This window comes from Chryseobacterium sp. Leaf405 (assembly GCF_001425355.1).
Classification (GTDB): Bacteria; Bacteroidota; Bacteroidia; order Flavobacteriales; family Weeksellaceae; genus Chryseobacterium.
In genome coordinates, this window is sequence record NZ_LMQN01000012.1 from 247,606 (window position 1) to 267,208 (window position 19,603).

21 protein-coding genes are annotated in these 19,603 nt (G+C 31.1%); 12 read left to right on the forward strand and 9 right to left on the reverse strand.

The genetic code is table 11. From position 1 onward, the window contains the following. The first annotated feature begins 366 nt into the window (after window positions 1-366). Both ASG22_RS07295 and ASG22_RS07300 read left to right on the forward strand, forming a co-directional pair. Window positions 367-2,022, forward strand: a complete 1,656-nt coding sequence (locus tag ASG22_RS07295) for a helix-turn-helix domain-containing protein (RefSeq protein ID WP_157844710.1) — start codon at window positions 367-369, stop codon at window positions 2,020-2,022. Between the two features lie 448 nt (window positions 2,023-2,470). Next, window positions 2,471-2,740, forward strand: a complete 270-nt coding sequence (locus ASG22_RS07300) for a hypothetical protein (RefSeq protein WP_055982594.1) — start codon at window positions 2,471-2,473, stop codon at window positions 2,738-2,740. Here the strand turns inward: ASG22_RS07300 and ASG22_RS21120 are convergent. From ASG22_RS21120 to ASG22_RS07315, 3 genes are all read right to left on the reverse strand, one after another. After that, complete coding sequence (locus ASG22_RS21120; protein ID WP_185113790.1) at window positions 2,733-2,876, reverse strand: hypothetical protein; 144 nt, start codon at window positions 2,874-2,876, stop codon at window positions 2,733-2,735. The two genes, ASG22_RS07300 and ASG22_RS21120, sit on opposite strands and share 8 nt — an antisense overlap. Window positions 2,877-3,030: 154 nt before the next feature. Then, on the reverse strand, window positions 3,031-3,657 hold the full coding sequence (locus ASG22_RS07310) for a hypothetical protein (RefSeq protein ID WP_055982598.1): 627 nt from the start codon (window positions 3,655-3,657) through the stop codon (window positions 3,031-3,033). Next, complete coding sequence (locus ASG22_RS07315; RefSeq protein WP_131726165.1) at window positions 3,654-4,031, reverse strand: hypothetical protein; 378 nt, start codon at window positions 4,029-4,031, stop codon at window positions 3,654-3,656. The genes ASG22_RS07310 and ASG22_RS07315 overlap by 4 nt, the downstream gene beginning before the upstream one ends. A gap of 315 nt (window positions 4,032-4,346) precedes the next feature. Between ASG22_RS07315 and ASG22_RS07320 the strand changes: the two genes are divergently transcribed. The 9 genes from ASG22_RS07320 (at window position 4,347) to ASG22_RS07360 (ending at window position 15,783) form a co-directional block, all read left to right on the forward strand. Continuing rightward, window positions 4,347-5,273: an IS1595 family transposase gene (locus ASG22_RS07320; protein WP_055982602.1), complete on the forward strand. Its 927-nt coding sequence runs from the start codon at window positions 4,347-4,349 to the stop codon at window positions 5,271-5,273. Between the two features lies 1 nt (window position 5,274). After that, the gene (locus tag ASG22_RS07325) at window positions 5,275-5,496 is read left to right on the forward strand and encodes a hypothetical protein (protein ID WP_055982604.1); all 222 of its coding nucleotides are present in this window, start codon (window positions 5,275-5,277) and stop codon (window positions 5,494-5,496) included. Between the two features lie 101 nt (window positions 5,497-5,597). Continuing rightward, a complete protein-coding gene (locus tag ASG22_RS07330) occupies window positions 5,598-6,065 on the forward strand; it encodes a hypothetical protein (protein ID WP_055982606.1) in 468 nt (155 codons plus the stop codon). 101 nt (window positions 6,066-6,166) lie between these two features. Next, window positions 6,167-9,286: an FG-GAP-like repeat-containing protein gene (locus tag ASG22_RS07335; RefSeq protein WP_055982608.1), complete on the forward strand. Its 3,120-nt coding sequence runs from the start codon at window positions 6,167-6,169 to the stop codon at window positions 9,284-9,286. Window positions 9,287-9,366: 80 nt separating this feature from the next. Next, window positions 9,367-11,244 (forward strand): RHS repeat domain-containing protein, encoded by a 1,878-nt coding sequence (locus tag ASG22_RS07340; RefSeq protein ID WP_055982610.1) that lies wholly within the window; start codon window positions 9,367-9,369, stop codon window positions 11,242-11,244. A gap of 53 nt (window positions 11,245-11,297) precedes the next feature. Then, window positions 11,298-11,861, forward strand: coding sequence for a hypothetical protein (locus ASG22_RS07345; protein WP_055982612.1), 564 nt, complete (start codon window positions 11,298-11,300; stop codon window positions 11,859-11,861). Window positions 11,862-12,095: 234 nt separating this feature from the next. Beyond that, a complete protein-coding gene (locus ASG22_RS07350; RefSeq protein ID WP_055982613.1) occupies window positions 12,096-12,845 on the forward strand; it encodes a hypothetical protein in 750 nt (249 codons plus the stop codon). Between the two features lie 391 nt (window positions 12,846-13,236). Further along, a complete protein-coding gene (locus ASG22_RS07355; protein WP_055982615.1) occupies window positions 13,237-14,769 on the forward strand; it encodes a M20/M25/M40 family metallo-hydrolase in 1,533 nt (510 codons plus the stop codon). Window positions 14,770-15,087: 318 nt separating this feature from the next. Next, window positions 15,088-15,783 (forward strand): hypothetical protein, encoded by a 696-nt coding sequence (locus ASG22_RS07360; RefSeq protein WP_055982617.1) that lies wholly within the window; start codon window positions 15,088-15,090, stop codon window positions 15,781-15,783. A 147-nt stretch (window positions 15,784-15,930) separates the two neighbouring features. On the opposite strand, the gene ASG22_RS07365 is transcribed toward ASG22_RS07360, so the two are convergent. The 5 genes from ASG22_RS07365 to ASG22_RS07385 all read right to left on the reverse strand — a co-directional run bounded on the left by ASG22_RS07365 (window position 15,931) and on the right by ASG22_RS07385 (window position 18,281). After that, window positions 15,931-16,320 (reverse strand): hypothetical protein, encoded by a 390-nt coding sequence (locus ASG22_RS07365; protein WP_055982619.1) that lies wholly within the window; start codon window positions 16,318-16,320, stop codon window positions 15,931-15,933. A gap of 206 nt (window positions 16,321-16,526) precedes the next feature. Further along, a complete protein-coding gene (locus tag ASG22_RS20725; RefSeq protein ID WP_238586869.1) occupies window positions 16,527-16,823 on the reverse strand; it encodes a JAB domain-containing protein in 297 nt (98 codons plus the stop codon). A gap of 158 nt (window positions 16,824-16,981) precedes the next feature. Further along, entirely contained in the window at window positions 16,982-17,353 is a 372-nt protein-coding gene (locus ASG22_RS07375) for a hypothetical protein (protein WP_055982621.1), read from the reverse strand. 81 nt (window positions 17,354-17,434) lie between these two features. Next, window positions 17,435-17,839 (reverse strand): hypothetical protein, encoded by a 405-nt coding sequence (locus ASG22_RS07380; RefSeq protein ID WP_055982623.1) that lies wholly within the window; start codon window positions 17,837-17,839, stop codon window positions 17,435-17,437. Between the two features lie 4 nt (window positions 17,840-17,843). Next, window positions 17,844-18,281 (reverse strand): hypothetical protein, encoded by a 438-nt coding sequence (locus ASG22_RS07385; protein WP_055982625.1) that lies wholly within the window; start codon window positions 18,279-18,281, stop codon window positions 17,844-17,846. Between the two features lie 102 nt (window positions 18,282-18,383). On the opposite strand from ASG22_RS07385, the gene ASG22_RS07390 reads away from it, so the two are divergent. Continuing rightward, window positions 18,384-18,617, forward strand: a complete 234-nt coding sequence (locus tag ASG22_RS07390; RefSeq protein ID WP_055982627.1) for a helix-turn-helix domain-containing protein — start codon at window positions 18,384-18,386, stop codon at window positions 18,615-18,617. A gap of 375 nt (window positions 18,618-18,992) precedes the next feature. Here ASG22_RS07390 and ASG22_RS07395 read toward each other — a convergent pair whose 3' ends face one another. Next, on the reverse strand, window positions 18,993-19,352 hold the full coding sequence (locus tag ASG22_RS07395) for a hypothetical protein (protein ID WP_185113791.1): 360 nt from the start codon (window positions 19,350-19,352) through the stop codon (window positions 18,993-18,995). Window positions 19,353-19,603 lie beyond the last annotated feature (251 nt).

Sequence of the window (19,603 nt, forward strand, 5' to 3'; positions counted from 1 at the left end):
ATTTATCTGAGTATGTTTTCTTGGTATTTATTTTGATATTTCTATAATAGTAAAATTTATTTAAATTTTTCTTCTTTCATTTCGGATTCAAAATTATCACCTTCTCTCGATATAAAAAAATACTTGTTGTCTCTATTCACCAATTAAGACGGACTAATTTAAGAATTATAAATATTCAATGTTCTGATAATCATTTATTTATTTTGTAAAGTAGAAATAATTCTATAGTGGATGTTAATTCATTATTCATTGATAAAAACTGAGGTTTTTTATGTATTTTTGAGCAGAAACTAAATGCAGATTAATTTGTTAAAGGTGAATAAAAAACTATTTTTTATATTTTTATTAGGAATTTTTCAACTTTTTATGTCTCAGACTATTAATGATGATTATGAGACGTTAAGAGATAAATATGAAGATCTGCAGGAAAATGATCCCAAAGCTTTTCAGTTTCTTCAGATTTATATCAGCAAAGCAAAAAAAGAAAAAAACTATGAAAAATTAGTGCAAGGATATAAAGATGGTGTATTTTTTTCTTCTCTAAATGAAAATAAGTTAAAATACGCCGACAGTATTATTCATGCGGCAAAGAAATCTAAAGATAAAGACCTCATTATTGTTTCTCATATTGAAAAAGGAGTAATTTATTATTATCACTACAAAAAATTTCAACTGGCGCTTAATGAATATCTTGCAGCTTATGAATATTCAAAAAATACAAAAAATGAATATTTAAAGTATCAGAATCTCTATCATATTGGTGTTGTTAAAAGTTATTTGGGCTATTATGAAGACGCTTCAGAGCTTTTTGAGAAATGTGTTGCTTATTACCGACAGCAGTCAAAAGCAGATATTCATCCAAACCTTATTTACAATAATAAAAAAGGATACCTTAACAGCCTGCATCAGTTGCTGATCTGCAATAGACATTTAAATAAAAATAAAGAGGTAGATGCAGCTATACAGACAGGGCTTTCAGAAATAGGCAACGATCCGGATTACACTCAGGAGAAAGCGTATTTTCTTTTGTCAAAAGGGATTTCGTACTATAGGGATCAGCAGTATGAGTTGGCATTGGAAAGTTTAAACCAATCTATTCCCGTAATTAAAAAAAGCGGAGATTTTGCAAGACTATCTGTCGACTATTTTCATATCGGGAAAACATATGCAGGTTTAAAAAACACTAAGAAGTCTATTACTTATTTAAAAAAAGTAGACTCAATTTTTAATATACATCAGTTCATCCTTCCGGAACTCAGAGAAAATTATGAGATACTGATAGACCTTTCAAAGAAAGAGAAAGATCAGGCTCAGCAGTTATATTATACCAGCCAGCTTTTGAAGGCAGACAGTATTATTGCCAAAGATTTTATTTATCTATCCCCAAAAATCCATAAAGAATACGATACCCAAACCTTACTAGACGAAAAAAATAGTCTTCAGAAAGTAAGCATCTGGGGAATAATCATCATTTCGGTTCTTATTGTCTGGGCGGCAGGACTTGTTTTTCTACTGATTAAAAAACTTCGTAAAGAAAAAGAAGTAAAGCAGAAATACATTTTACTGGAAGAAAAATTTTCAGTGAAACAAGATCTTCTGGAAGAAAAAACGGTTCCTGTTGCTACTGTATGTGAAGAGAAAAAAGCAGGACCTGACGAGAGAAAAGTGAAAGAACTTCTTCAAAAGCTTTCATTGTTTGAGGAGAAAAAAGGCTTTACCCAAAAAGGGCTTACCGTAAGTAAACTGGCAGCAAGTTTGGGCACAAATTCAAATTATCTTTCTCAGGTTATTAATGAACACAAAAAAGTAAATTTCAACAAATATTTAAGCGAACTCCGGATCAACTACATTACCACATTACTTTTTGAAGATAAAGAATACCTGAAATATAGCATCGAAACATTGGCAAAAGAATGCGGCATCGCCTCCCGACAAAACTTCTCAGATCTTTTCTATGAGATCAATGGGATTCGCCCTACGGATTTTATTAAGAATAGAAAGCAGGAGCTGGAGAGTAAGTAAAGATTTTTAATTTTCTTTAATACAAATTAATTCTGATATATTAATTAAATACGTCAAGTTATGTCGTGTTGCAAAATTATATTTGTAAAATATGACCAGAATCATATTAAATCTCATTAATAAATCTTTCAGTTGTGAAGTAGAAAATATACTTTTGCAATTAATTTAACATATTTTAACTTTTATGAAAAAAAAATTATTACCACTAGCTTTAGTAATTTAAAGAACAATATTCTTAATTCAAAAGATGCTTTGTATACATTGTCTTCTAATGAACCTGATGGCAAAACACGATTAAGAATTTATGATTTTAATGGAAATAATTTTGAAGAAATTACTTCTAAGGAGTTAGATTTTTCAATATATAATTTTGGTAACTACATATTACTTTACACTAGCAAATCTACAAAAAATAAATTCTGCCCTAACTTCACTCAAAAATAATGTTATGGCAGATAAATATCCTTTGGTTTATATTGAGTGGGAAGACGCATATTCTGTACCTCAAGAATGGCATACAGAAGATCAGATGACCGGAATCTTAGCTGATGAATGTTTTACAGTGAAACAAACAGGATTTATTATCAAAGAAACAGATAAATTTATTGTTTTAGCCAATGTACTAAATGAACTTAATTTATCTGAAAACCAATTTTCGGGACTCCATAGAATCCCGAAAGGTTGTTTATTAAAGCAAATAGATTTAAAATTTACTTAGGTTTATTTACTTTAATTGTTTCCTTAACAGTGATATTAGGATGCTTCTCTGCATATTCTTTTGTTACAATTTTTCCATCTTCAGCGCTTCTGTAGATTGTTCTCTTTGTTGTAGTAGTTGTTTTTTTCTGAGCCATGATTTTCAATGTTTTAAGTTTAAATAAAACTACAAAAAACATTTGAATCATTATAAAAAAACTTTCCCCATATAGAGAAAAGTTTGTAAATTTGAATAAGCTCTTTTTAGAGCTTCACCATTATGAGTCTGCTTTTAATTAAGTGGACTCATTTTTATTTGTCATAAGGAAAGTTTCTTGATAACTTTCGCATTAAACTTTCAACCAAATCATCAGTTGATCTTGTATAATTATCATTCATAGTTTTGTAAAATCTCCAAATCATATCTCCAGATGATCCATCATTTAAAACCATTGTTAAAGTAGCAGATCCTGTTTTCCCGCCAAAACCTGTGAATAATACAGAAGTTAATGCTGCACCATCAGATTTAGTTTGTTCATTCTCGAATCTTCCGCTAATTACAGCATCCACACCTAATATTTTGCACACTTCATCTTTTGTAAGTTCATCTAGTTTATTTTCGGCTCCGGCTTTCTTAAGCAGAATGTTTGTTTTTTCAACATCTTGAAATTCTACTGAATAGTTTTTACGCTTACGAAGTAAAAAAGTGTACATACTTGATTGAATACTCTTGGCTGTTGAAATTTCCTGTTGTCGATTTGCTTCAGCACTAAATCCTTTTGGTTGTTTTCTGTAAGTAATTGTTGTAGGAAATGGAAGTATGGCAACTGTTTTATGTTTAGCTACAATCTGATTTAAATTCTTCGCTTCAAAAATTTGCTTTTGAGCTGTAATAAATGTTGCAAATGTAATTGCAAAAATTGTCATTAGTTTTTTCATGATTTTATATTATTAAGTTCTTTATTTAATATTTGACGTCCATATATAGCCAGAATAATTCCGTTTATCCCTATGGTTTGATTTTCATAAAGCTTATTGTAAGGAAGAATAAATAGGAATATGACAAATACTGATATTATTATATAATGACAAGTTGTAAAGCCAATTTTAATATCAGAAGTAGATCTTTTTTCTCCAGAATCAAATGTGAAGTAATAGATTAGCGCATAAGCTAAAAAGGTTGCAGTAAAACTGCTTAATACAGAAATAAGAAAAAAACTAAATTCAGAATTTTTACCTGAAAATATATAGCAGGAAATAATTTGAAGGATTACAGAAAGAAAGAATAAAATTGGAATACTTATATTTTTCACTAGACTATTTTTTTGTTTCACTCAGTCCCAAAATGAAAGGTTATAAATACATAAAGCGTGGAACTTAACCGTATTTATTTCTCGTGAGGCTCTGGTAAGCCAATAGGTAAATAAACAGGAAAGCCCACGCCTATGGCATGAGCATTCGCTAATTTATATACACCTATTTTTTGAATTTACCAGATTCCACGAGGTAGTATAAAACAGCTAACGCTTTGTTCGTTAAAATTTGAGACAAAAATAGGGGTTTAAAGTGTTAAAAAACAATAACAAATGAAAATTATTTTGTAAATTAGTCACACCACTATTCACAAAATGATAAACACAAATATTAAATCAGTATTGGAGCTCCTAAATACATTTTCTACAGAACAAATTTGTATTGAATATTTAGAGCAAATGAGATGGAACGGAATCGTAGTAAGTCCTTTTGATCCTTTGTCAAAAGTCTATAAATGCAAAGGCAACAATTACAGATGTAAGAATACCGGAAAATATTTTAATGCAAAAACAGGATCTCTATTTGAGAATACAAAGATTAGTTTGCAAAAGTGGTTTTTAGCAATTTGGCTAGTAACTTCACATAAAAAAGGAATCAGTTCAATTCAGCTATCAAAAGATATTGACGTAACTCAGAAAACAGCCTGGTTTATGCTTCAAAGAATAAGATCTTGTTTTGTAATTGAAAACAATAATGAGTTAGAAGGAATTGTAGAATGTGATGAAACTTTTATAGGTGGCAAAAATAAAAACAGGCATAAGGATAAAAAAGTTAAGAATTCTCAGGGCAGAAGCTTTAAAGATAAAACGCCAGTAATGGGAATGTTACAGAGGAATGGAAAAATGAATGCGTACGTTGTAGCCGATACAAAAAGGAATAGTATCCAGCCGTTAATCTGCAGGTTTGTAAATCCAGAAACTACACAATTAATTAGTGACGAATGGTTAGGATATACAGGACTAAGCAAATACTATGATCATAAAATAATTGATCATTCTAAAAAAGAATATGTAAGTTTGCAGGACTCTTCAATACATACCAACACAATAGAAGGCAGTTGGAAAATTCTTAAAAGTGCTGTAAGCGGAATGTATAATCATGTTTCTAGAAAACACCTTCAGAAATATGTAGACGAATTTGTATTCAGGTATAATCTTAGAAAAACTCCTGATAACCAAAAATTCTTACATCTTTTAATAAATAGTGATGTAAGAACAAAATATAAAGACTTAGCTGCATAAAATGTTAGTACAAGAACTTAAAGATAAAAACGTGAAAAGCGTATTAATGAATGGAATTGAATACTTTGATGTTAAGGATATCAGAGATAATCATCCTGATTTAAAAATCGATATTAAGAAAATTCTTATTGTTAGAAGAAAGTCATATATAACCGCAAATTATGTTGAACAACTAACAGATTTTGATAAAGTGTTTAAAGGATTATTTGAGAGTAAAGGTTAATTACAATATATTATTACAAACATAAAAAAGGACTAGAAAAAATCTAATCCTTTTTTTTATTACATTTGAGAAAAACTTTATCTATAAAAATGTCGCTATAAATGTTTATAAATGTATTAAGCCAAATAACAGATACAGATATCTCAATTGTTTGGGATATTAAGAATTGGATAAATTGGATAATAGGCGGAATTTTATCAGCTATTATTGGATCAATATGGAAATTAATAAAATTGCCACAAATCAATGCAAATCCCTTGGCAATTGTAAAGCTTAAAAACAAAAGAATTGTAAAAGTTACAGGTTTTATTTTTACATATTTAATTCCTCTTTCTGTAATTGTATATGTTTTTATTGAAAATAAAGTTGAAAATAACTTAAGGAATATATTATTATTCATTTTAATATTTTTTATATTGTTTGTTAATATTGTTTTAGATGTTATAACGCCTCACATTATTAAGATATATGAATTGATGATTATAAAATCTAAAACAGATTCAGATAAGTTGAAAAAAATAGATGATTGTTTTACTAAAGTTTATGAGCATATTGAAAGAAATAAATAAATTTTGCATATACTATCTACTAGTGTAAAGTTGTATGTAGTTACCATAATTTTAATAGTACTTCAGGCTATACTCCTATATACAGTTCATCTAATCCACTTGTGGCAGGTAATTCTCAATTTAAATTTTTAGAGGGAGATTTCAATGGTGATGGAATATCTGAATTTATTATTTCAACCTTAAAAGAAGTACAGGAAGAAATATGGGGATATGACTGGAATGGTTATCCCGAACAACAGGGAGCAGAAGTAATAGGGCATGAAGTTTTTGATTTTTATTTTGATCCACTAACTAATACTCTTAAAAGAGTAAATTTAGAATTAAGTGACTATAGTAAATATATAGGACCATATTTATTTACCTCACCATACTATTATAGGCCTGTACCATTGGGTGATTTTGATGGAGATGGTAAAACTGATTTATTCAGCCTTATCAGTGGAACGAAAATTTATTCTTTAAATCCAATAACAAAAGAATTTGAACTAAAAGTACAGTCTCCGTCGCAAATTTCTGTCAGAGGTGTTGCTTTGCTTGGTGATTTTAATGGTGATGGCAAAACTGATATAATGTCTCCTGTAGCAATGGATTCTTCAGATTGGAAAATGTTTATTTCCACAGGTAAAAGCATAATAGAATATTACTATTCCAATTTAGCTTTATATCAGCCCCAACATACAGGTGCGCCTACCAAAAGAAGAAATACAATAAGGAACTATTTTACACCCGATTTGAATAAAGATGGTAAAAGCGATTTTTTTCTTTTCCAATCGGAAGTGTGGTTTAGAGAGTGGGCAATTAATAATCCAGATTCAAGTTATGGATTTATTTATTTAAGAAATGACGGTGCCGACAATGTTGGTAAGCCAATATTTACAAATGCTTATAGTCTCAATACTAAAGAAGAAACATCATGGGGAGATAAAGATGATGAGGATATTAATTACTCTAAATATGGAGAACATTATTTGCCTTTATTAGGTAATTTCCGTCTTTCACAGTTGAATACGGATTTTGTTATTATTCATAAGACAAAACTTATCACATGGGATTTGGGAAGCAAACTAGATAAGATGTCAAGAATAAAATCTATTATTCAAGGAGGAATAAAAACAGATATAGAATATTTACCTTTAATTAATGAGGGAAATATTTATAAATCTTATGCAGATACTAACTCTGTAAGTTATCCTTATGCTAATGTTAGAGAAAATCTAAAATACTATGTAGTATCAAAATTAACTCAGGATCAGAGAAGACAGGAATTTAGGTATAGAGATTTAATAGGTAATTTACATGGTAGAGGGATTATAGGCTTTAGGCAAATGGCAAGATCTACATTCTGCGCTACTGGATTTGAAAACACTAAAATTTGGTCTGGTTCAGAAATTAACCCTTTGAATGAAGGATTACCATATAAAGATTGGTCTATTAGAACAACTGACGAGAACAAGATTTTTCCAACAGATATTTCATTAAACAATACACAATTATTATCGTTTAAACAATATGATTATAAAATAGATAAGCTACTTAATGGAAATATAGTTACAAATGTTTCGAACGCAGATGAACCCAAAATGGTTCTTGCAGTCAATCCACATGTAACAATATCAAAAGACTTTTTGAAAAATATTAAAACTGTTCATACTGTTGAGCAATATAATGAGATATATCTTCCTAAGAAATCTATAACTATAGTGAATGATGGGGTTGCAATTTCAACATCCGAATTGGAGTATTATCCTTCTGATCTTAATGTAGGAACTAATTATAGCGTTGGTAAACCTAAAATTAAGAGTGATATAATACAGGCTTATGGTGATACAAAATCTTCTAAAGAAGAATATGTTTATGAGGATAATCTGCTAAAAACGTTAAAAACATGGAATAGAGATAATACAGGATATATTCAGGAAACCTACAATTATGATGGATTTGGAAATGTTACTCAAAAGACGATCACCAATAGCATTGATGCTCAAACAAAAGTAACATCCACTGAATATGATAGTAAAGGAAGATTTGCTGTTAAGAAAACGGATGAATTAAATTTAAGCAATACTATTGTTTATAACGATTGGGGGCAACTTCTTTCCCAAACCGATCCCCTTAATAATGTCTTAACCAATACGTATGATAGCTGGGGGAAACTTTTAAAATCTAAAACTAATCTAGAAGGTATTACAACTTATCAGTATGAAAGAGATGATAGTGCTAATATAATTGTTACTCAATTTGATCCGGATGGTGATGTATCAAAGAAATTCACTAATAAGCTGGGACAAGAATACAAAATTTCATCTAAGGCATTCGGGCAAGGACAATTTATATCCCAAGATACTCAATATGATATATTAGGTAGGAAAATTAAGGAATCCGAACCTTATTTTGAAGGGCAAAGTGCAAATCAATGGAATGTGCTTACTTATGATGACTCTGTGTTCCCTGCCAAAGCAACAGCAACAGCATTCAATGGTAAACAGATGGAGACTTCCGTTTCAGGATCGACCACAACGGTAAAAGAGCTGAATGGCTATGGAAGAATCACCTCAAAGACTACTGATGCATTGAATAATGTAATTTCCTCTACAGATAAAGGAGGAACAATTACTTTTGGATATAATGCGGCAGGAGAGCAAATCAAAGCCCAATATGCTGAGAACATTGTCACCACAAAATATGATGCATGGGGAAGAAAATCTGAATTCAACGATCCTTCCAACGGATTATACAAATATGAATATAATAGTTTCGGCCAGCCGAAGAAAATTATTAGTCCGAAAGGAACAAAAGAATATACCTATAATAATCTAGGTCAGTTAGTTTCTCAAAAAGAAATCTCTACTGTTGATGGTGGGGAAGCGACCAATAAATTAATTTCCTTTACTTATGATGATAAAGGAAGGGTTATTTCAAAGTCAGGAACTTCGAAAGGTGAATCTTACAGCTCCAATATTTCTTATGATCCACAGGGACGAGTATTATCATCTTCGGAAAGCAGCAATGGGAAATACTTTATCCAGAAAGGAATAACCTATGATGATAAAGCAAGGGTTATTTTTTATGAAAAGCAACTCTATTCTTCTGGTATCCTTACCAAAGTTCAGATTGAAAACGTGTACAATGCTTGGAATGGAGAATTGTATCAGGTAAAAGATAGAACTTCAGGCAAAACCCTTTGGGAGCTTAAAGAACTAATGCTAAAGGTCAGGTTTTAAAAACCAAACTAGGAGCTGCAGATATCAATAATATTTATGATGCTAATGGTTTTTTAACTAATGTCAATCATTCTTCTCCGGTGAAACCAAGTATTCTGCAACTTTCATATTCATTCGATGCTATAAAGAATGAACTGAAGAGCAGAACAACGGGGGGAGATTTTAATATTGTTGAATCATTCGATTATGATGACAACAACCGACTCATCAACTGGACAAATCCTGTAACAGGAGTAAAGCCAGCAGCGAATAGGAATATTTATGATGCAAAAGGAAGAATTACTCAGAACGATCAGGTTGGAACTATTAAGTTTGAGAACTCAGCTAAGATTTACCAGCCAACGGGAATGACATTAAATGCTGCAGGAACACAGAATTATAACAATGATTTAATCCAAAGTATTGTTTATAATGAAAATAATGATCCTGTATTCATCGATGGAATGAAGGGAGATGTGGCATTCAAGTATGGGTTAACAAGTATGAGACAAAGAGTTACTTACGGAGGTAACTTTAGTAATGATAGTGATGGAAAATTTACAAAATTCTACAGTGAAGATGCGAGCTTTGAAGTATTGAGAGATAATGTTACAGGTAAAGAAAAACATATTCTTTATATTGGTGGAACACCTTATGAGTCAAATATTATCTATCTGAAGAATTATGATGAATCAATAGGTTCATATAAATTCTTGCATAAAGATTATATCGGAAGTATTTTAGCAATTACTGATGAAGCTGGAAACAAGGTAGAGCAAAGGCATTTTGATGCATGGGGTAACTTTACTCATCTTCAAATTGGAAATGGAGCTATTATTATAGATAAAAATATAATTGACAATGCCTCGTTATTAGTAGACAGAGGTTATACGAGCCATGAACATTTCGCTGAGGTTGGAATCATTCATATGAATGGAAGGCTATATGATCCTTTACTAAGAAGATTCCTCAATGCTGATGAAAATATACAAGATCCCTACAATACTCAGAATTATAATAAATATGGATACGTATTCAACAATCCATTGATGTTTAATGATCCTAGTGGGGAGTTTGTTTGGTTTGTACCGATAATAGTAGCTGCCGTTTCGGAATTTTTTACGATGTACTATACACAAACTCCTTTTGACGGCGCTCGTTTTTTCGGTGGTCTTGCTATGTCATATGCAAGCGCAGGAGTAGCTGCAGCCATAGGTACTGTATTTAAAGCAGCTTCTGTAGTTAGTACCCTAGGCACATGGGGAACTATTGCTGCCCGAGCTGGAGCTCATGCTCTTACACAAGGTATTTTTTCCACAGTACAAGGAGGAAACTTTTGGAGTGGTGCATTAAGTGGCGCATTTGCAAGTGTTTCAGCAGATTTGCTGAGTATGGCAACAGATAATTTAGGCTCCAAAAATATATTAAGAAGTGATGGTTTTGCTTTATTTAATGGAGCTATTAGTGGTGGCGTAGGTTCTGTATTGGGAGGTGGAAACTTTTGGATGGGAGCTGGACAAGGATTGGTTGTTACTGCTTTTAATTATCTAGCTCATAAAACAGATAATGACCCTAAAACAGATAATGATGACCCTAAACCCAAAAAGAAACAGACTTTACCTGAGATGAGGGAAAGTCCACCTGATCATCCAGATTATAAAGCTCCTAAAAGTGGAGCTAGAAAAGTTAGAAATCCTAATGGTCGTGGTACTGGATGGGTTGATAAAGATGGCAGGGTTTGGGTACCAGATGATCATAATGGAACACACGCTCCTCATTGGGATAGACAAGAACCTAAAGGCGGTGGATATACCCCTGTATATCCAGCTGTAAAAGTAGTAGTTATAGGAACAGCAGTCATTGTTACAGGATTAAAATTGTTTGATTATATATTAAAAAGAACTCCAATCCTGATGACGCCGGTATTACAAATGGAAATGGATTCATATAACTATAAGAATAATAAAGTTTATAATTAGTAAGGAAAACGAGCTAAAATAAAGTTTTCCACAATTATCTTAATTAATATATCATGATAGAATTCAATACAGAAGTTAAAAAACTTCTCCCTTATGATAGAAAACAATATCTTTCATTAAAAAGATGGTATGGAGTTTCATTTCAGTTATCTAATAATGAAAGAGAAATAACATTAATGGAATTTGTTAATAATTATGAAATTTTTTTTAAAAGTTTAGTTGAGCAACTTGATAGTGGTTACTCATGGATTGTAAATCATGATTATGTAGACAAAAATTGGTTTCCTAATGAAGATGATACTTTGGAGTCATTACGAGATTTATTTAGACAAAATAATATTCCTAATACATTTAAAGGTGCTTTAATTTTTACTAAAGATGATTTATTAAAAATGACCAAAGATTTAATTTTATATCCTTCTGCTGTATTTAAGCAAAAAGAAATTTTATATACGGATATAGATATTTCAAATAATACATTACAATTTGTTATAAAAATATCAGGTCATTTGAATATAGATTTATTAAGCACAGATAAAGAATTATTAAGAAAAATTGTAAATAATAATTCTTCGGCTAAATTTAATATAATAGAATATAGAGGTACTAAATTATAGATAGTGAAAATATTTTATTAGATAGTAACAAACACCACTGATCAAATCAGTGGTGTTTTATTTCACTACATTAAAATAATCCTACAAAACTTCAAAAAACATTTACTTATTTCAATAACAAAAACAATTTTTACGAATACCTTTATAATATATTGGTTATTAAACGATTAATTTTCGCTTTCCGAAAAATAAATTTTAAACCTATATATTTGTGGTACAATAAAATACACAAATATGAAAACAACAAAAAACTCTACGAGCGAGACAGGTCATGCAAAAAATATTGCCAACTTTCAGGATCTCATCTCTTTTTGCAAGGGCTACGGCGTGCAATACAATCCCGTAAAGCCTGAACTTAAAATCAGTAGTCTGGAAACAATTCATCAGACCGCACTTCAGAATCTTGCAGATACCCAGAGCAAAAAAACAGCCTTCGACAATGCCACCAATCAGAGAGTGGATGCTTTTAAAGACCTCAATCCTTTGGCGACTAAAATCATCAACGCTTTAGCCGTGTCAGAAACCAATCCGTTAATGCTCAGCAATGCAAAATCTTACAACAAAAAGCTACAGGGTAGGGTAAAAGCAAAAACAGCAGCCGTGCCTTCAGAAGAAAACTCCGAGCCTGTTGCCAAAACCATTTCCACATCACAGCAAAGCTACGACAGTAAGATTAATAACTTCTCCAATCTTATTCAGGTGTTGGAGCAGAGCTTAGCATACGATCCCAATGAAGAAGATCTGAAGATCATTTTATTACGTAATAAGCTGTCAGATCTTCAGGGGAAAAACAGGATTCATACCAATACCTACACAGAATATTCCAATGCCAGAATAGCGAGAGATCAGGCATTATATCATCCGGTTTCCGGTCTTTGCCAGACAGCAAAAGAAGTAAAACTATATGTAAAATCCGTTTTCGGAGCAACAAGTCCGCAATACAGACAGATTTCCGGGATTTTATTCAGTAAGATCAAACCGTAATCTGAAACTTTGAAAATAATAAAAGAAATTTCTGTACTGAACAATAATCTTCGTGCAGGAATTTTTATTTTTCCAGACTTTAAAATAAATTAGATAAACTCAGGAAAATATTTTTGCAACTCGAATAATATAATTGATTACTCAGAGTATAATTGTAGCAACTTTACAGAATATTCTTCTAACTTTTAATACAATATGGGCAACTTCAATGATAACTGCTTCATACTTTATTTTAAATGTTTAAAACTTCAAAAATACTTTTATCAACTTTGGTTAATATTTTAATAACTTAGAAGATAATATTTACAACTGCAAAGTAAATATTATCAACAAAAAGTGTAAAGCATCTGTAAAATTATCAGCATAAACAAACACCGGTAATAAAATCACCATGAAAAAAATTATCTTCATCATCCTCGGGTTTATTATAGTTTTAATTGTTCTTGTTTTAATCAGAACATTTACCTATTCTTTTAAGAAGATAAATGCAGCGACAGCAGAAGGCTGGAAAATGATAAGAAACGATTCTGCCATTCAAAGACTTTCAGGAGGTTTGAAGATCCCCACGGTATCTTCAGGAGAGTTGGGCGAGTTTAATTTCTCCCCATTCGATACAATTAAAGAGTATCTAAAAACATCTTACCCTCTCATTTATCAAAATGTTGAATATGTTGAAGTCAATCGATACGGATTAGTATATAAGCTAAAGGGTAAAAACTCTTCCCTTGATCCCATTTTATTTCTTTCACATACCGATGTCGTTCCTCCCGGAGATGCACCTGTAAAAGACAAAAGCGAAAATGTTTTCAGACCCGATGATAAACCATTGCCAGCCGTCTCTAAAGTTTCAGATGAGTGGGATTTTGCACCTTTCTCCGGTGCTGTTGCCAATGGAAGGATATATGGAAGAGGTTCGATTGATATGAAAGGAATGCTTTTCTCTTTAATGGAATCTCTTAATAACGTTATCAAAAATAAACACATTCCCGAAAGAGACATTTACCTTGCTTTCGGATTCGATGAAGAAGTTGGCGGATTACAGGGTGCAGTTTATATTGCCAACTATTTCAAACAAAAAAACATCAAGTTCGATGCGGTATATGACGAGGGTGGATTAGTTCTGGAAAAGGGCAGTGTTGCAGGAATCAACTCAGATGTTGCAGTCATTGGCTGTGCTGAAAAAGGTTTTCTCTCCGTTAAAATTAAAGTTAAAGGTTTGGGTGGACATGCATCAATGCCTCCTGCAGAAAGTGCCATTGGAAAAGCAGCCATCATCATGCACAGATTAGAAACCGACCAGATGAAGCCAATGATGACCCCGCTTATCAAACAGTTCTTCGACAGTATCGGAGGCTCAATGCCATTTATGAATAGAGTAGCAATTGCCAATCAATGGCTGTTAAGGCCTGTACTTTTATCGAAGATGACAAAGAATAATTCTACTAATTCTTTAGTTCGTACCACTACAGCTCTTACAATGATGAAGGGTAGCGATGCACCCAATGTCCTCTCTCCCGAAGTAGAGTTCGTTGTCAACTTTAGGCTTCTCCCTGGCAATACTATTCAACAGGTCAAAGAACATATTGCCAAAGCAACCAAAGGATTTAATGTCGAGGTTCAGGAAATCGACAACGTGAAAGAAGCATCTGCCGTGTCGCCTACCGATACAAAAGCCTTTAAACTAATTCAGGCGGGGATCAAAGAAATTTATCCATCTGCAATTTCTACACCTTACCTCACAATTGGGGCTACCGATGCTTATAAATATCAGATTGTCAGCAAAAATATATATCGTTTCATGCCCATCAAAATTAATGATGCTAAGAAACAATCCATCCACAGCACCAACGAATATCTAAGCATCGAAAACTATATGAAGATGATCCACTACTTCGAATTCATTATGCTGAATTATGATAAGTAAATAGCTGTAAGTAATAGGCTTTAGGCAATATGCATTACTCTTGACCTAGGAAACGGAGGCGTTAAGAAAATTAATGATTAATCCGTTAAAAAATTCCCACTGTTTGAGTGTGAGAGAAATACCGAACCGAAGCATTAATGTTGAATCGCACGAGTTTTGGGAATTTTAGGAGTAATCTTTAATTTTTAGCCGGAGTTTCCAGTCTTGAATTTTTGTTTCTTTTGTTTCAAGACAAGAGAAAATAATTAAATAAAAATAAAACACGTCAAGTTCTGTCGTATTACGCCATTAGCTTTGTCATATCAAAATTACAGAGCTATGGAACTGCCATTATATTTAACCTTTAATGAATTTCAAAACCACTATTACGATAATCTCGAAAAATGGTTTGAAGAATATCACAACGCCAGCGAAACAGATTATCTGAGAACTCTTGCGGATCTTTATATTCAGTATGTTTATTACAACTTTGCGAATGACAGGCTGCAGGCAGATGCATCTATTCAGATTAAAGACTGTTTTTTCCCATACTACGACAAAATCGGGATTTCTTTTTGCACAACCTACAACAACGAGAATCAATCTAAAAAATTTCAGGGAATGAATCACGTCTTCGAATGGAAAACCATCACAATGATGGAGTATGCTCAGCATATTTTAGATAAAATTAATAAGCATCTTTCCAAAAATGTTAATAAAGAAAATGAAAATATTCTCGATTTTATCAATAACCAAGAAATCATTACCAAAAGAGAAGGAGCAGGGTATTGCGTGAATTATAATACGCATCAATCTACTATTCCCTTTCTTAAAGCATATCTCCCTGTTTATGGGCAGACTGTGAACATGGCAGTTTACAGGGACTTTATATTCTCCATTGTCCAGACCGCAGAATTTATTGATAAGAAATTAAAAGAAGTTCAAGCCTTTGAAAGCATGATTTATACAAGATTAAAATCAGAAGCAAATTTCAAAGTACAAATGAGCCATCAGTTTTTGACAATGTGCAATTAATTTTAACACCATGAAACATTCATATAACTAGATTATTTTACAGTTTGAAATCAGCTTATCTTTTTCAAGCAGAACTCCCAATCGATTTGATTGGGAGCTTTTTATATTTTTTATAAAAATAAAAATTAAATATCTGAATCGTGAAACTTATTTTAGATCTCTTTTTGTAGGAAAGTTTTTTTTCATTTCTTCTTTAATATTAGAATCTAAATCATTAAACTCTTTTCTCATAAGCCAATGATAAACATTTTGTTGACCAATAGTTACAACGTAGGCTTGTTGAAATTCCCATCCCAATGCTCCCATGTAATTCATTGCATCAACCATAGAATTAAATTCCTTATTAGAACCATCAGGATTTTTCATGCGATTGCTTTCCCAAAAGCTTGTTGCTTGGCCGTAATCTATTTCAACAAGAACTTTTTTGCTTAAGAATTTTGAGGTTCCCACTATTTCTCCATAAACATATTTAGGTGTTTCTTGTGCTTTAAGCCAAATACACATAATAAATAATGTTAAGACTAAATTTTTTTTCATAGTTATAGTTTAAAATTATTAATAGTTTTATTAAATATAATAAAAAAGTCTTAAGTATAAAACCTAAGACTTTAAAATCTGCAGAGAGGAAGGGATTCGAACCCTCGATACAGTTACCCGCATACTACCTTTCCAGGGTAGCTCCTTCAACCACTGATGTTACCTTTAAATAAATGTATGCCTAAAACTGCTCCTATTTTTCAACATTACAATAATGAATCATCAGCAAAACTCATGTATCTTTCTTTTGTAATGATGAGACTATCAAGAAGTGAAATGTCCAACAGCTTACAGCTCTCTTTTAATTTCTCAACTATGCTCAAGTCTGAACTACTTGGTTTAAGGTTTCCACTTGGATGATTGTGAACTAATATAATACCAGTAGCCAAACATTTTAGTGCAACTGATAGAATTAGTCTTACATCAACCAAGCATGAATTCATGCCACCCTTTGATAAGCTATATATTCCTAATACCAAGTTAGACTGATTCAATAAAATCACTTTTACCTCTTCCTACATCTCTATTGTATTTTCATTCCAAACTTTCCTTACTAATTTAACAGCATCAAAACTTGAAGTTATTTGATTGTTAGTATTTCTAACAGGTTTATAAGAAACCGTTATTTCAGAAACTTGCTGATTAATATCGTTCATTTTTTTTAAGTGGTTTGTTTATTTAGTACTTTATTCTGATACATTAGGATTGTGTATTTCTTATTATTCTTTAATGCCAACATTAAATAATCTGGTAGTTCTACATTGATATTGTTTAATTGTTCTTTTAGAGAGTTTATCAAATCTCCTTTAAATAGGAATTCCACCTTCATTAAAACATCAGCATTAAAGTATAATAATATATGCTTAGTTCTTTGATTTAGAATTTCAGTTATAGTTCCAAAGTATTCATAAGATTCTAATGATAATCCATTCTCAATAATTTCATAAGGTGGAATAGCAATTAAATCAAATTCATAATCTGCATGTTCACTGTTTAGTTTAAAAATTAAATATTTGTATATATCATTTTTCATTTTTTAGATGTAAAAAAACCACCTGTTGATGGTGGTCTAGTATTAGTTTTTAGTAATTATTGATGTAATTTTCAAAATCATTTATTTAAAGCTATTTGCTACAAGATAAAATATAATTCCCAGAATGATATATAATGTTGTTTTAATTAATAGCATTCTTTTATCATAAACCATTCCTATTGGATATAGCCTATATGCAATAAAGGGGGTTACAAAATAAAGACACATAATATTAAAAACAACAACTATTAACCAATGTAAATTAATTCCTTTAAACAGGGATATTATTGAAAAAACAAAACCACTGATAAACACCACTAAGGAAATTACTTTATTATCAGCTAATCTGCCCTTTTCAAGGGTATAGTTAAAAGCTTTTAAAGGATCTATTGATTCCATTCTTTTAAGCCTTCTAATAGTATCTTGATATGTTGCAAATGGTAACTGGAATAGAATTGCTGAAATGATAAATAATAAAGTTCCCATTTGACTATATCTTATTAAGGAACTTTGCTCCAAATTCTGTTAGATAAATTTCACTTGAATATTCAGTAACTATCCTAACTCCAATAATGTTTCCATTCTTCTCATCATAGATAATAGCAAATGCACCCAATTCTGACTTAGTTCTTCTATTTAATGTATGTTGCACTACATCAGTTTCAAATCCAAGATTATATAATCCCCCATTATCATAAAAGGAATTTTTGAATTTAATGTAATATTGTTTTTGAATATCCAAATCTTTATCATTTGTATATAACTTACCTTGAGATACATCAAAGTAAAAATAATTATTCTCCTTTGCTACATTTCTGTCTGGCTTCATTCTATATTGAGTATCAATAGTAGTATTACTTTGAGCAAAAGATAGTTGAAAACTTATTAGTGCAAGTACTAATAGTGTTAATGTATAAATCCGTTTCATATTTGTAAGTATTAATGTTATTAAGCAAATATATTAAAGTTATCAATAATGATAACCATAAAATTATCATTTATGACCACTTTTGGCTATTAATCTAGAAGTGTGGATAAAAAAGAGTTTCAAATTGCTATTGGTAAAAGAATCAAACAACTGCGTGAGGATAAGAAAATATCTCAAGTTGAATTGGCTGCACTTTGCAATTTTGAAAAGTCCAATATGAGTAGACTTGAAGCTGGAAATACTAATCCTACAGCTTACACGTTATATATTATTGCCCAAAAGTTAGAGGTTGAAGTCTTTGAAATCATGAATTTCAACAATAGCAAGTTAACTTAGAATATTATGGCTATTAATATTAATCTACTCTAATTTTAAATCTTATAAAAAGTCTAAATATCTAGTAATTAGACCATAGTTATGTTTATATATCTACTGGTAATTTTCAATTCTTGCAAAGATCCTTCTGAATACCAGTAAATAATTTTATATTTTGAAAACTGCACAACTTTTCCTTTTACTATGTAATACAAGAGGAAAATCTGTATAGTTAAAAAATTAGAAATTCTTATATTAATTGAAAAGCATTATATTTTCCTTTACTATATATAATAAAAGAGAAAAAATAATGCTTTTACAATTTAAAAACTCCTCCAAATATTACTTAAACCTATATAAGATTTTAAGATAAAATTGGATATTTTGTTTTTCTTTTTAGCTACCAGTAACAAATATATTACTTACTGGTGTTTTACTAAGTACATTAATATCTTCTTGCTCATGAGGTGAATACATAAATCTGTGGTTAAGTACTATTATTTCCCCTGTGTCTTTTACAGTGTACTCATAAGGCTCACATTCTTGCTTAATGATGTTACCCTGCATTTGAGTACCTATTAATGCTTGACAAGCTAGCTCATCAAATGTTGATGTTATTGATGCCTTTTTAGATGTAGCATAGAACTGATTGGTGGTTTGGCTCATAACCATTTCAATTCCTCCTTGAATTTCCAAAACAAAGAATGTTGTTCCATCTTCTTTTTCTCTTTTTTTGTAGTTGATAATTGTTACCATTGTTTTTGAATTTTAAGTTAGAAATAACACCAAGAACAAAAGAACTGTGAGCAATAATACATGAACTATCACATTGATTGTATTATTGTCTGTCAAAATTTTCTTTCTATTATTACTGGTGGGGGGATGTTTTCCATTCCCAAGGATGGGTGGGGGTCTTTACAGGGGGATTTAAACTTGAATAAATTTTATAGTTATAAAAATTTTCAAAAAAAAAAAAAATTCTAATGTTTTTAATTATATCTATAAGG